The following is a 13,834-nucleotide window of genomic DNA, read 5'->3' on the forward strand; positions in this document are numbered from 1 at the left end:
GGGCCTACTTAATCTGCGTGCGATGAAAAACTTACTGCTGTCGATAGCGTTGTTGACGGTCTGCACCTTTACCGGGGCGCAGGATCAATTTACCAATACTGGGAACTTTCAAACGTTTTCCGGGGCGACACTCGCCTTTTTTGGCGATTTCGTCAATACGGGAACCTTTACTGATGACGCACAATCGATCACGTTCAAAGGTGGTGCCAGTCAATTAATCACCGGTTCTTCCGCGCTTACGTTTAACAACTTCATTGCAGACAATGCCGTCGGCGTAAGCCTGCAGTCGGATGTCAACGTCACTACTACGCTAACACTTACCGCGGGGAAGCTCGATCTAAATTCCCGGCGGCTGACGATCCTGAGTGCGTTGCCGACGGCGGTGGCCCGCACCGGTGGTTATATTTTGAGTGAGAAAACGGATCATACCAGCCAAATGCGATGGGCCATCGGTACCAATACTGCTGCCCACGTCTTTCCATTTGGTACTTCCTCGGGAGTATATATACCTTGCACCGTGTTGCTGACGGCCGGAGATCTGGGAAACGTAACGGTTTCCTCTTATCCCACGGCGGCGAACAATATGCCATACCCGACGGCTCCGATTGCGGTTACCGACATGAACCGACAGGGAGTCGACAACAGCGCGAATGTCGTGGACCGGTTCTGGCAGATCGATAAGGACGGTCCGGCGGCCACCGTTACGGTGACATTTCAGGCAGGTCCGGCAGAGGTTGGGTCGATCACATCGCTGCAGGCGCAACGATGGAACAGCACGACAAGCATTTGGGAAACTCCCCTGCCGGGTCAGACCAGCAACGCCACGAGCGTCACGGTTCCCGATGTAACAGATTTTTCTCCCTGGACCTTGTCCGGAAACAACTCGCCGCTTCCTGTGGAATTGATCACGTTCACCGCAACGGGCGTCGAGACGCGTGTCGAGGTAAGCTGGATCACAGCAACCGAAAGGAATAACGACTATTTCACTGTCCAGCGAAGCAAGGATGGTCACGGTTTTGTGGATATCGGAACAGTGGCCGCGGGTCCGAACGGATATAGCATTCAGGAATATGGCTATACCGACTATGACCCCTTTCCGGGCAAGTCGTATTATAGATTAAAGCAGACGGATCTGGATGGCACGGAAGAGTTCTTGGATATTAAAATGGTGCGAATGGAAGAGCATCTGCCCGGGTTGATGGTCTATCCAAATCCTGTCGAAAATGGTAAATTATCGGTTGACTTCCGGGACGCGCTGACAGACGATGCCCTCGTTACGATCTCCGACGTGGTTGGGAAAGTAATATTCCGTTCTGTGGCGACCGCCGGCACACGTTTTTACCCCGTCGATCTGGCGAGCTCCCCGGCGGGTGTATACATGCTGCGAATCGCGAACACACAGTCCAGCTTCGAGGTGAAAATTGTTCTAAAGTAGCAGCCGTTGCCCTTGATCGAACATCGGCAACGTATGGATTGTGTGATGGTGTTTTATATACGGTTTATGGGCGCGTAATGACATCGGCCTGTTATCTGTAGCGGTTTATCGTGCATCGCCTGATTTTTTTCAACTCAGTTTTTTGCTGATCTTTTTTACCGCACCTTCTTCGACCTTTGTTCGTGACTTCCAGGACCTGAAAGCTGTTTTACATGAAAAGGATTCTAATCGTATTGATCGCCCTGATGATAGTCAGGTTTTCCACTGCGCAAAGTGTAGGCATCAATGCGACGGGGGCGGCGCCGAATGCATCGGCTATGCTCGACCTTACTTCTACCAGTAAAGGCCTCCTTGTGCCCCGCGTGGCATTGACAGCAACCAATGCCGCCGGTCCTGTTGCTTCTCCCGCGACAGGTTTGTTGGTATATAATACTGCGACGGCGGGCAGCGCGCCGAATAATGTAGTGCCGGGGTACTATTATTGGAATGGTACCTGGTGGGTTGCTTTTTCAGCACCCAGTAGCACAGGCTGGTCGCTTACCGGAAATTCGGGGTTAAACCAGGCAACCAACTTTGTCGGAACAATCGATGACAAGGCGGTTGTTTTTAAGTCGTTTAACAATTCCTTTCTGGAATTCGGAAATCGTGGTACCCTGGGATTAACACAGGTACTTCCAGACTACACAAATGCGACCGAGAAGGTGACCTATGTACGTTCGGCCCTGCAGTTCGAAGCGCCGGCGGCCAATTCCTATAAACCAAAAATGTTCACGGATGCCGATGGAAATTTCAGGCTGAAGGGAAGCGCTGCCGGTACGGACCTTTTTGAGTTCGGTTCTACCGGTAGCAGTGACAACGGCGGGTTTGAATTCATCATTGGTGATGAGGGTGACGAGTACTTGTCGTTTAAAAGCTATCACTACATTACCGGCATGTCGGAGATCATGCGTTTGCAGAGTGGAAGAATGTCGGTAGGGTCCACATCCTTTAACGCTACCAACCCTGAGAAACTGCTGATCGATGCCGGCGTTACCACGTCTTATAACCTGATGACGGGTAAGGGCAGCATCGATAATTATCTTCAGATCAACGTACAGAATAGCGCGGCAACAGGAAGTGCAAGCTCGGATATTGTTGCCACGGCTAACAACGGAAGCGAGTCGGCCAATTTTATCGATATGGGCATTAACTCGGGCTCGTATACCAACACCGGTCTTCCGGTCCTGGGCGGCGCCAATACGGCCTATCTCTATGCTACCGGAAATGATTTTGTGATCGGCAACGGGACGGCGACAAAACCCATTCGTTTTTTTGCAGGTGGATTCGCGAGTACGGATGAACGTATGCGGATCAGTGGCACGGGCGATGTGGCCATCGGTTCAACAACCTTTAACGCGACCTACCCGGAGGCGTTTTTAGTGGATGCCGGTACGACTACCTCTGTCAATGCTATTGTTGGAAAGGGGAGTATCAATAGCTATCTGCAGCTTAATATTCAGAACCTCTCCAGTGGAACCAGTTCGTCGTCTGATGTCGTGGCGACCGCCGATAATGGGAGCGAAACGACCCATTATGTCGATATGGGCATCAACGGCAGTACGAATTCAAGCGGCGTCATGGGAGGGGCCAACGATGCGTATCTCTATAATATCGGACAGAATTTGCTTATTGCCACGGGCACAGCGTCTAAATCGTTGATCTTTATGACAGGTGGTACTGCTGAGGCTACCAATGAAAGAATGCGTATCGACGGCACCGGCAACGTGGGGGTTGGCACCAATAGTCCTAACTCGACGCTGGAGGTAAATGGGTCCATCGGGCGGGCGATCACCAGGACCAGCACCAACATAACCTTGAACGCGACGCACTATACCGTGATATTGAACAACGGCACTACACCCACTGTCACCCTGCCCGCCGCTGCTGCCAGCAATGCGCGGAGAATGTATATCATCATGAACCAAACCAATGCCGCGCGAACGATCAGCAGTTATCGTGATTTTACGAATACGGGTGTAACGACCATCGCCGCCAACAGCCGCATAACGATCCAGTCGGACGGTACTAACTGGTACCGCATACAATGATCGGCCGGCGTTCCGACCGTTATGATTCCTTATAGAGGATCATGCCGGCGTGATATAAAATGCCGTCGCGAAAATCACCGTCGGCCGTAAACCCTGTGTCATCGACATAATCAATGTGGTTGTTGGTTATGACATACCGCCCGCGATAGGCGCTTTGGCGTTTGCCCCGTGCTTCGTCATAGCGCCCGTCGGGCAACAATTCATGCCGGATGTACCCGTCGGCGGTCGCCCACATGCCTACGTAAGATGTGTTATTCTCTTTCATGTGTTCTTATGATAATGTGTAAGTAATTCAATGCGTCATCTTCAGAGCGTAGTGTATCAGCTCCATAATATAGGTCTGCAATAGCGAAGTTTTGAAGATGTAGTCAGATTGTGCCTCTGTGTGGATGTTCCGGAAAACATTGACGAGGTATTGCTCCTGATTTTCGCGCAGTGCATATACCGGACTGCCGCTCCCATCGAACATCGGCAGCGCATCGATGGTATTGCGCATGGTGGCCGTCAGGAAAGAATCTTTAAACATGCAGAAGAAGCCGGAAGCCTCCGTACACGGCGGCCGCGTCGGCGCCTGTCTGCGCGAATGGAAGAACGTGAGCACGGGATCAACAGACGAAAGCTCTTTGTCGATCGGGTGACATAACCCCGGCGCATGTACCAGACTGATGGCGTAAAAGCTCTCCCCGATGTGAAGAAGCTTTAGCGCTTCCAGCGCGGTCATATAGTCGGTATAGCACGCGTAGAAGTTCGCAGGCATGTGTGCCGGCGGTGGGGCAGATGGGGTGCTCATAAGCTATTGGTGGTTACAGGAAATGATAAACTGAACCGGTGCCCGGTCGAGCCGATCGTTACGCCGCGCGGTATGCCGTTGGCGTGGTGGCGAAATGTTTCTTAAAGAAATTATTGAAGTGGGCGGGCTCTTCGAAACCGAGCGAATAGCTGATCTCCGATATATTCCAGTCCGTATGCTTCAACAATGCACATGCTTCCACCGCCAGCCGCTCGAGGATGTGCTCGGTCGTTGTCCTGCCGGTGGTTTCCTTGATCGCGCGGTTCAGGTGATTGACGTGTACCGACAAGGCCTGCGCGAAGTCGCTGGCGGAGCGCAGCGAAAAACGTTGCGACGGCGACTCAATCGGGAATTGGCGTTCCAGTAATTCCGTGAAGACCGACGTGATACGCGACCTGGCATTGGCGTGCTGGTACAGGTTTTCCGAGGGTTGCAGCTTCAGGGCGTAATGGATCAGCTCCGTCACGTAGTTGCGCAGCAGATCGTATTTGTAGGCATAATCCGACGCAATTTCATCTTCCATTTTTTTAAAGATCTGTGATACCTGCTTGTCCTGTGCTTTGTCCAGGAAATACGCCGGTTTGCTTCCCGGCGAGAACATCGGGAATTCGCTGATGCTGCCACGGATCTTTTCACTAAAGAAACCTTCCTTGAAAATGCAGAAGTAGCCGCTATTGGTACCGCTCAGGGTCTCCCAGGTATAGGGCACCTGCGGATTAAAGAACATCAGCGTGGTGCCTGAAACTTCCAGGCTCCTGTCCGCATAGTGAAAAACAACATGGCCCCGGATCAGGCTGATCTTGTAGAACGCCCGGCGGCTGTAGGCTCCCTGGTAGCCGTTCCCGGCGTGATCTCCGATCCGGAACACATTGAAATGTCCGATGTCCTGTTTCAAATTCTCGGGCATCCATTTCATTTTCCGGAGGTAAAAATCCTCGAGCGTTTCGGTCTTTTCCATACGTTCTGTTTATGGCTGTATGCCCTGCAAAGATGCGTGGGCGGCCGCCGGTTTCCTTTGCGCGGATCAAAGGGATGATTGCAAAATTCAAACATTTCGGCCGATCAATCAATACCAGCCACTTGGCAGCGCGTTTAAAAGGGAACGCGGAGATGAAAACGAGGTGTGTCCGGCATCGCCAAAGACCCAGGGGGAGGCGGCGAAGGCCGTCCCGTAAGGATGCGTAAAATTTTCATGGTCTTATGGATTAATCCTGGAATGATTTCGTTTCAAAAGTAGGGGCAGTACTTTTGTCCGCCCGGTGCGGGTTAGCGGATCAGGCACTGATAAAAAAGTAAGTATGCGAAAGATGAATTCAACCAATGCCGTCAACGAGCAGCAGATCCTACAGAGTTGCGGCATGGCCTATACATTGTCGCTGGTGGGGGGGCGGTGGAAGCCCGCGATATTGTGGGCGCTGGTCAACAACGGTACGTTGCGTTACGGGCAGCTGCGCAAGATCGTGGCCGGGGTGTCGGAGCGGGTGCTGGCCACACAGTTGAAAGAGCTTGAAGGTGATGGTCTGGTGGAGCGGATGGCGTATGCCGAAGTGCCGCCCCGGGTGGAGTATAAGCTCACACCGCTGGGGCAGACTATGGAACCGTTGCTGCACAGTATTTCTACCTGGGGCGAGCAACACAAAGAGCAAAAGGCCCTGCTGCAGCAGGACGTCTGATCAACCGTAGATCTCGTTCAGCACGCTGGCCAGCCGTACACCGGCCTGTAGCAGACGGTACCGCACGATGTGAAAATATTTGTATGAATACTGATAGCCCAGTTTACCCGCGCCGATATCATATACCTGCTTGCGGTAGGCCATGCTTTCGTACGCCCAATCTTTTACCGACGAGTTTTGCCACCCGGTCAGCTGCGCCGGCGTAGGCTTGTCGAGTGACTGTCCCAATTCGCTGTAGCTAAGCTTGGTATCATCGATCATTTCGCTGTCCCACACACGGTGCAGGTTGCTCTCGTTGCGGAACCAGGCAATGCGCACATCGTTGCCGCCCCGGTCGCTGCCGCCGCCCACGTGCAGCGGCTGGTGGATGTCACCGATCAGGTGGATCAACATCTTCACCCGCAGGGTTTCCTCCTGCGGCGTGAGCGTCTTCGACTTCAGCTCCGTAATGATCTTTTCCAGCGCCTGGATGATATCGCCCTTGGGATTCTTTTCACTTTGCTCGTAGGTCTGGCCATCCTGGAGTGTAACCCAATGCCAGTCGGCCGTATAATCGTAGGCGGAGTCCGACCGGATCTCATCCATCCATGTACTGGCCATGGCCAGTGATTGTCCGCCCAGGATCCGCTCGATTTCCTTGCGGGCCTTCTTGTTCAGATACTTGTCGGCAATCCAGCCGGTCGCCCGGTGCCCCGTAGGCCCCCAGGCGTTAACATGGGCGTAACATACGGTAAACACTAGCAGGATGATGATCTTTTTCATGGTATATCAGCAATAAGCACGCAAATCTCAACGAAAAATCAGCTTTTCAAACATACTTTCCCGGAAAAGATGACACCTTTTACACTTCCCTTATTGTTTTAACTTTATAGACCAAAAATTCGTATGCCGCAAACGGTGAAACTTTCTGCATTTCTTGTCGCCAACCAGCTGGACATAAAAGGTATCAAGGCATTCCTCGACATCAAACCCCTGGCCGACTCGTCGTCCGAGCTGTATTACAGCTTCAGCGGTGGCAAATACCAATACTATTTTAACTATGGCGTGGTGGTCTTTGCCGGCTATGGCGAAGACGAAATGAAGTGGGCCATCAAGGCCGTTACGAACTTCCAGAAAAGTCCGCCCGTCACCTGGCTGCGCGACGACCACGAGCTGCGACAGGAAGAGCGCAATGACATTGCGTTTCAGTTTGATGAAGTCTTGCTGGGCCGCCTCGACGACAAGGTCATCCGTATCGCCATGTTCAACCTGGCACAGTCGGTAGCCCTCGACTATTACCACGGCGTAAGCGAAACGTTGCTCACGGAAGTCAAGGGCTTTGCCAACCAGCTGCAGCTTACGGGCAAGCTTAAGATCAGCCGCAAGAACATGATGCGGTTTATCGGCAAGGCGCTGAGCACGCAGAACGAGATCGCTGAAAATATATACGTCTTCGACGCGCCCGAGCTGGTGTGGGACGACGAATACCTGGACAAACTACAGCAGGGGCTTGCCAAACATTTCGACCTGCGTGTGCGTTTCAGCGAAGTGGAGTACACCCTGCGCATCATTGAAGACAACCTCTCTGTCTTCCGCGAGATCACCCACCAGCGCGAAAATACCGTGCTGGAGTATATCATCATTATCCTCATCCTGGTGGAAGTGTTCGACCTGCTGATCACCAAGATCCTCCGGATCGCGGGGTGATTTCCGAATACTTGATTACCTTGCGTAAAGGTATATGGCATCGGCAATCAAAAAGTGCAGGGTAGTTTGGGTGTGGTTGGCGTTGCTGTCCGCGTTGCCGCGGTTACATGCGCAGCCCGACCGCTACCAGTTCATGCACGTGGACGTGAATCAAGGCCTTTCGCACAACGAGGTACTATGCTTTTACAAAGATCGCCAGGGCTTCCTCTGGGTGGGCACGGCCTTTGGTATCAGCCGCTACGACGGATACGGCTTTAAAGTATTCCAGCACGACGCCCGCGACTCCACTACCATCGCCACGAACCTTATCCAGCGCATCGTGGAGGTGCCCGGGGGGCGCCTGGGGGTCGTGACGGCCGATACGTTCAATGTATACGATCCTGCCAAGGAGCACTTCGTAACCAATGCCGACGCCTTTTTTCAGGCGTACCGCCTTCCGCGAAACCGTCTGCGCGACGTGGTGAAAGACGCCACCGGAAACTTTTGGTTCATCCATACCTCGGCGGGGCTGGTGCGGTACGATACGACCACCCGTCAAAGCCTGTCCCTGCGGCATGTGCCCGGCGACACGACCACGATCGCCTCCGACAGTGTTACCAGCTTCCTGCAAGATGCAGCCGGCCGTTACTGGGTTATGCACGCCAACGGCACACTCGAACGGATCGTTCTCCGCCGGGACGGCTGCCGGGTAGACTACCGTAACAAGACGCTGCGCGGCGCGCGGTTGGATTACCACATGGTTGCCGACCCGGAGGGCGATCTTTGGATCTTTGCGCAGGACGAGGCGCGGGGTGTATACCACTTCCAACCCACTTCCGGCACGTTGCAACACTATACGGCTACGGGTCCGGAGCCGCGCCTGAGCACCAACCTGGTGCGCGCGCTTACGCTCGACGATCGTGGGCGCATCTGGATCGGCACCGACCACGGCGGTATCAACATCCTCGATAAAAAGAACCGTACCGTGCAGACGATCGTCAACCACGAGGATGATCCCAAAAGCCTTCGCCAGAACAGTATCAATGCATTGTACAGAGATGACCAGGGCATCATCTGGATCGGCACCTATAAACGCGGCATCAGCTACTACCACAAAAACCTCCTGCGGTTTCCACGTTACGGCTATATGGGCAACAGCCCCGGCGCATTGCCCTTCAGCGATGTGAACCGCTTTGTAGAAGACGACCGGGGCAATCTTTGGATCGGTACCAACGGCGGCGGCCTGATCTACTTCAATCGCACGACGGGAGGCTACACTACCTATAAGAACATTCCCGGCGATCCGCGCAGCCTCAGCAACAACGTGATCGTAAGCTTGTGCATCGACCACCGGAAAACGTTGTGGATCGGCACGTATCTGGGGGGCCTCAACAGCTTCGACGGCACGCGCTTTACGCGCTATACGCACAATCCCGCGGACCCATCGAGCCTTGCGGCGGCCAGCGTCTGGGAGATCTTCGAAGACTCGCGCCAGCGTCTGTGGATCGGCACGCTCAACGGCGGCCTCGACCTGCTGGACACCCGTACCAACACATTTGCGCACTATAAAACAAGCGACCCCCAGGCCATCCATTCCGATTATATCGCGGCCATTACCGAAGATCGCGAGGGCAACGTCTGGATCGGCACGTCCCTGGGCATCGATGTGCTGAGCCGCGAGCGCGGGCGGTTCATACACTACGAAAACGAGAAGAACAACCCCGGCAGTCTCAGCAATAACAACGTGTACGATATCCGCGAAGACGCCGCCGGCCGCATCTGGGTCGGCACCGCGGGCGGCCTGAACCTGTACGACAAGAAATCCAGGACTTTCCGTGCCTTTACGGTCTCCGACGGCCTGCCGCACAATGCCGTGCTCACCCTTCTCGAAGACGACCAGGGCCACCTGTGGATGAGCACACCCAACGGATTGTCGCAGTTGGAGCTGGGGCAATCGCCCGGAGGCAAAGCCCGCTATACGTTCCGCAACTACGGTGAGGCGGAAGGCCTGCAGGCAAAACAATTTAATGAAAATGCCGCGCTCAAAACGCGTCGCGGCGAGCTCGTCTTTGGCGGCGCCAGCGGCTTTAATATTTTTAAACCCGGCCAGCTGGGGCGCAATACCACGCCGCCCCGGGTGGTACTGACCGATTTCCAGCTCTTTAACAAAAGCATTCGCCCGGACGAGTCCGTCGATGGTACGATCTTGTTGCCGGCGTCCATCACCGAAAGCGAAGCCATTGTCCTGCCGCCGGACAAGAACGTATTCTCGATCGAGTTCGCCGCGCTCAATTTCTTCCATCCCGAAAACAACACGTACCTCTATACCCTCGAGGGGTTTGACAACGGGTGGCTACCGGCCGACAGCCGCTCGCGGCGCGTAACGTTCACCAACCTCGACCCGGGCGAGTACACCTTTCGAGTAAAGGCGGCCAACAACGACGGTGTGTGGAATGAGCAGGGCGCCCGGCTCAGGATCACGGTGCTGCCGCCCTTTTGGAAAACACGCACGGCCTTGCTGCTATACTTTTTGTTTATCATTGCGGCACTGCTTGTCACACGCAAGCTGATCCAGCAGCGCGAGCAGATGAAGTTTATGATCGAGCAGGAACGCCAGGAGGCCAACCGCATGCACGAGCTGGACATGATGAAGCTAAAATTCTTCACCAACGTAAGCCACGAGTTCCGCACCCCGCTCACGCTCATCCTTACGCCGCTGGAGAAAATGCTGCGCCAGGCAACCGAGCCCGCGCAGCGGCAACAGTTCCAGGTCATTCAGCGCAACGCCCGCCGCCTGCTCAGCCTGGTGAACCAGCTGCTCGACTTTCGCAAGCTGGAGGTACAGGAGGTAAAGTTCAATCCTTCCGAAGGTGACATTGTTGCGTTTATCCGCGACACGGTCTATTCTTTTTCCGACCTGTCTGAAAAGAAGGACATCCGGCTGGATTTCCACACCGGCGTAGCCGCCCTCGAGACGATCTTCGACCAGGACAAGCTGGAAAAGATCCTGTTCAACCTGCTGTCCAACGCCTTTAAGTTTACACCCGAGCACGGCGCCGTGACGGTAACGGTGGCACTACAGCCGGGAGAGGGGGCAGGCCGGTTGATCATCCGCGTGCAAGACACCGGCATCGGAATCCCCGCCGATAAACAGGAAAAGATCTTCGAGCGTTTCTTCCAGCACGACCTGCCCAAAAGCATCGTCAACCAGGGCAGTGGCATCGGGCTGTCGATCACCCGCGAGTTTGTGAAGATACACGGGGGCACCATCGCGGTGCAAAGTGAGCCCGGCGTGGGGAGTACGTTTACGGTCACGCTGCCGCTGCACGAGGTAACGTCTGGAGCGGCGGAGAGCGTACAACCGGGAGTGAACGAACAGATCGAAGAGGTGGTCGGACAACCGGCGTTGGCCGAGATCGGCGAAAGTGCGGGCAAGAAGCCGGTACTGCTGCTGGTGGAAGACAACGAAGACTTCCGTTTCTATCTCAAAGACAATCTCCGCCTCGACTACCAGGTACTTGAGGCGCGCAACGGCCGCGAAGGATGGAAGAAAGTACAGGAGCAACTGCCCGACCTGGTGGTGAGCGATATCATGATGCCTGAAATGAACGGCATCGAGCTTTGCCGCAACATTAAGACCGATCAGCGCGTGTCGCATACGCCGGTTATCCTGTTGACGGCGCGCGCGGCCGAAGAGCAAAAGCTGGAAGGTTTCCAGACCGGCGCGGATGACTACATCACGAAGCCTTTCAACTTCGAGATCCTGGCCTCGCGCATCCGCAACCTCATCGCCCGGCGCGAGAAGTTCCACCAGGCGTTTCCCCGCCAGCTGGATGTGCGCGCCAGCGAGCTGCAGATCACCCCCCTGGACGAGAAGTTTATCCAGAATGCCATCAAGTGTGTGGAGGATAATATCGCGTCGCCCGAGTTCTCGGTCGAAGACCTCAGCCGCCAGCTTGGCATCAGCCGTGCGCACTTCTATAAAAAGATCCTGGCCCTTACCGGCAAGTCGCCGTTGGAGTTTATCCGTACGATCCGCCTGCAGCAGGCCGCGCAGTTGCTGGAGAAAAGTCAGCTGACCGTAGCGGAGGTTGCCTACCGCGTGGGTTTCAACAATCCCAAGTATTTCGCCCGTTACTTTAAAGAGCAGTATGACGTTCTTCCTTCGGCGTATGCTGCTGGAAAACGAAAGGGTTCGGCTTAAAAGCCACCCGATAACCCGAAAAGAAACATTCCGATACTATCTATAAGCGATTTTGTAACCATCGGCCGGCGCTTCGATCCTTAGCTTTGAACCATTCGATAAGCCGATGTCACAGGATAAAAAAATAAAGCGCTCCATTCGTATTATGCTCGCCGTGGAAATCACGATCTACATTCTGATCGCGGGCTCGCTGTCTTTTATCATTTTCTATTGATCTGTGGAGGGCAGGTTCCTTTGATCAGATAATCAGTGTCTTACAGCCGTACGGATGGGCTTTGCAGAGGCGATTCCAGGCACCCACCTACGCCGGGGCTTCGCCTCACTGTCAGTTACTCGCGACAAGCAGACGTGAACCCCGTTTGGTCATGATCTCCGGATGTATTGAAATAGCATGATAATAGTCCCTTTAGACTATTAGAATTCTATTTCAATGCTATTTCAATACTATGTCAATGCTATTATATATGCGAAGAATCCCCCTGTTAGCCGGATGATCCGCAACCTCCCCCGATCTCTCCGTCTGGTTCGAGTCGTAGCACCGCCTCGGGGCGGAGACTTGGACCTGGCAACCAGCATGTCCAAACGTCGTCACGGCATGCTCACCGCGTCCACCAACCGGGTTTTACCCGTATCAAAGCCCTATCATACCCGTATCAAAGCCGTACAAAAGCCGTACATTACCCGTATCAAAGGCATACTTACAGGGCACTGACAGTCTTCTTTAAGTATGCTTCTTATCTCCCTGGCTCCCCCCTCCGAAATCTCCGCAACCGTTACCAAAATCCCGGCTTTGCTTGTACAAAAGCGATTTCGTCCCCTGTTCTGAAACATTTTGATACCCTTCGGAAACGTTTGAGCCTCCACGATCAGACAATTTCATACCCGTCCGAAGCGCCTTCTCCCCCTACCTTTATCGCAACCGATTGCGCGAAATATTGTTTTCCGGCAACCGGTTGCAGAAAGGAGAAATGGATTGGATCCTATGAAAAAAGTTATACTCGCAAACCTTATTGTATTGGCAGGCCTTGTGTGCTGCACCCCTGAAAAGGACTTTGAAAAGCTCGCCGACGGCATTGTCCTGAAACCTACCCAGGGTCAGGCAACCCGGGCGGTCCGCCTTCGGGTCGTTTCAGACGGGATCATCCATGTCACCGCCAGCGCGGCCGACACTTTCTCTACCGCCCGGAGCCTGATCGTATTGCCGGAGCTGGAAGGCAAAAACGACTGGAAGCTCGAAGAAACCGATGACGCCCTGGTGCTGGTGACCCGGTCGCTGCGGGCCACGGTTAAACGCGCTACGGGCGAGGTATCCTTCGCCGACTCCACCGGCCAACGGGTGCTGCAGGAAAAAACAGGGGGCGGCAAGACCTTCACGCCCACTACCGTGGATAAGCTGGCCACCTACCAGGTACAGCAGGTGTTCGACTCGCCGGGCGATGAAGCCTTCTACGGCCTCGGTGCCCACCAGAACGGGCAAATGAACTATAAAGGGCAGGATGTCGAGCTGATCCAGCAGAACATCGTAGACGTCGTACCCTTTTTATACTCCAGCCGCAACTACGGCATCTTGTGGGATAACTATTCCATTTCCCGCTTTGGCGACCCGCGCCCGTACCAGGGGCTGCATGGTTTGAAGCTGTACGACAAAGACGGCAAAGCCGGCGGGCTGACGGCCAGCTACTATGTAAAAGACAAAGTGGTAAAGACCGCCGTGGAGGATCGCATTGAATACGAGTTCCTCGAAACACCCCAGGTAGACAACTTTCCGAAAGATGTCGCACAGCAAGGCAAAGTGGTGTGGGAGGGTGCCTTCTCATCGGCTACCCCTGGCGATCATAAATTCCTGGTATATGCTTCCGGCTATTTTACTGTGTGGGTCGACGGCGAGCAACTGTTCGACAAGTGGCGCCAGGGCTGGAATGCCGGTACCACGAAATTCAACGTGCGGATCGCCGGCGACGAAAAGCATACGATAAAGAT

At 54.3% G+C, this 13,834-nt stretch carries 9 protein-coding genes and 1 pseudogene; 6 read left to right on the plus strand and 4 right to left on the minus strand.

The annotated features are described in order from the left end of the window. The first annotated feature begins 22 nt into the window (after positions 1–22). Positions 23–1,435 (plus strand): T9SS type A sorting domain-containing protein, encoded by a 1,413-nt coding sequence (locus KK078_RS25275; RefSeq protein ID WP_254093121.1) that lies wholly within the window; start codon positions 23–25, stop codon positions 1,433–1,435. A gap of 212 nt (positions 1,436–1,647) precedes the next feature. After that, positions 1,648–3,522 (plus strand): hypothetical protein, encoded by a 1,875-nt coding sequence (locus tag KK078_RS25280; RefSeq protein WP_254093122.1) that lies wholly within the window; start codon positions 1,648–1,650, stop codon positions 3,520–3,522. Positions 3,523–3,541: 19 nt separating this feature from the next. On the opposite strand, the gene KK078_RS25285 is transcribed toward KK078_RS25280, so the two are convergent. The 3 genes from KK078_RS25285 to KK078_RS25295 are packed head-to-tail and all read right to left on the minus strand — an operon-like array spanning position 3,542 to position 5,270. Then, positions 3,542–3,787: an Atu4866 domain-containing protein gene (locus KK078_RS25285; protein ID WP_254093123.1), complete on the minus strand. Its 246-nt coding sequence runs from the start codon at positions 3,785–3,787 to the stop codon at positions 3,542–3,544. Positions 3,788–3,814: 27 nt separating this feature from the next. Continuing rightward, the gene (locus KK078_RS25290; protein ID WP_254093124.1) at positions 3,815–4,312 is read right to left on the minus strand and encodes a hypothetical protein; all 498 of its coding nucleotides are present in this window, start codon (positions 4,310–4,312) and stop codon (positions 3,815–3,817) included. Positions 4,313–4,370: 58 nt separating this feature from the next. Next, positions 4,371–5,270, minus strand: coding sequence for a helix-turn-helix domain-containing protein (locus KK078_RS25295; RefSeq protein ID WP_254093125.1), 900 nt, complete (start codon positions 5,268–5,270; stop codon positions 4,371–4,373). A 340-nt stretch (positions 5,271–5,610) separates the two neighbouring features. Here KK078_RS25295 and KK078_RS25300 point away from each other — a divergent pair, with 340 nt between their 5' ends. Next, the gene (locus KK078_RS25300) at positions 5,611–5,985 is read left to right on the plus strand and encodes a winged helix-turn-helix transcriptional regulator (protein WP_254093126.1); all 375 of its coding nucleotides are present in this window, start codon (positions 5,611–5,613) and stop codon (positions 5,983–5,985) included. Here the strand turns inward: KK078_RS25300 and KK078_RS25305 are convergent, their stop codons facing one another. Further along, positions 5,986–6,747 (minus strand): S1/P1 nuclease, encoded by a 762-nt coding sequence (locus KK078_RS25305; protein ID WP_254093127.1) that lies wholly within the window; start codon positions 6,745–6,747, stop codon positions 5,986–5,988. A gap of 135 nt (positions 6,748–6,882) precedes the next feature. Between KK078_RS25305 and KK078_RS25310 the strand changes: the two genes are divergently transcribed. The 3 genes and pseudogenes from KK078_RS25310 to KK078_RS25320 form a co-directional block, all read left to right on the plus strand. After that, entirely contained in the window at positions 6,883–7,671 is a 789-nt protein-coding gene (locus KK078_RS25310) for an RMD1 family protein (RefSeq protein ID WP_254093128.1), read from the plus strand. A gap of 34 nt (positions 7,672–7,705) precedes the next feature. Then, positions 7,706–11,854 (plus strand): two-component regulator propeller domain-containing protein, encoded by a 4,149-nt coding sequence (locus KK078_RS25315; protein ID WP_254093129.1) that lies wholly within the window; start codon positions 7,706–7,708, stop codon positions 11,852–11,854. A gap of 982 nt (positions 11,855–12,836) precedes the next feature. Beyond that, positions 12,837–13,834, plus strand: a pseudogene (locus KK078_RS25320) (alpha-glucosidase domain-containing protein); the annotation flags it as partial.

It is taken from the genome of Dawidia soli (assembly GCF_018598185.1).
Taxonomy (GTDB): domain Bacteria; phylum Bacteroidota; class Bacteroidia; order Cytophagales; family Cyclobacteriaceae; genus Ohtaekwangia; species Ohtaekwangia soli.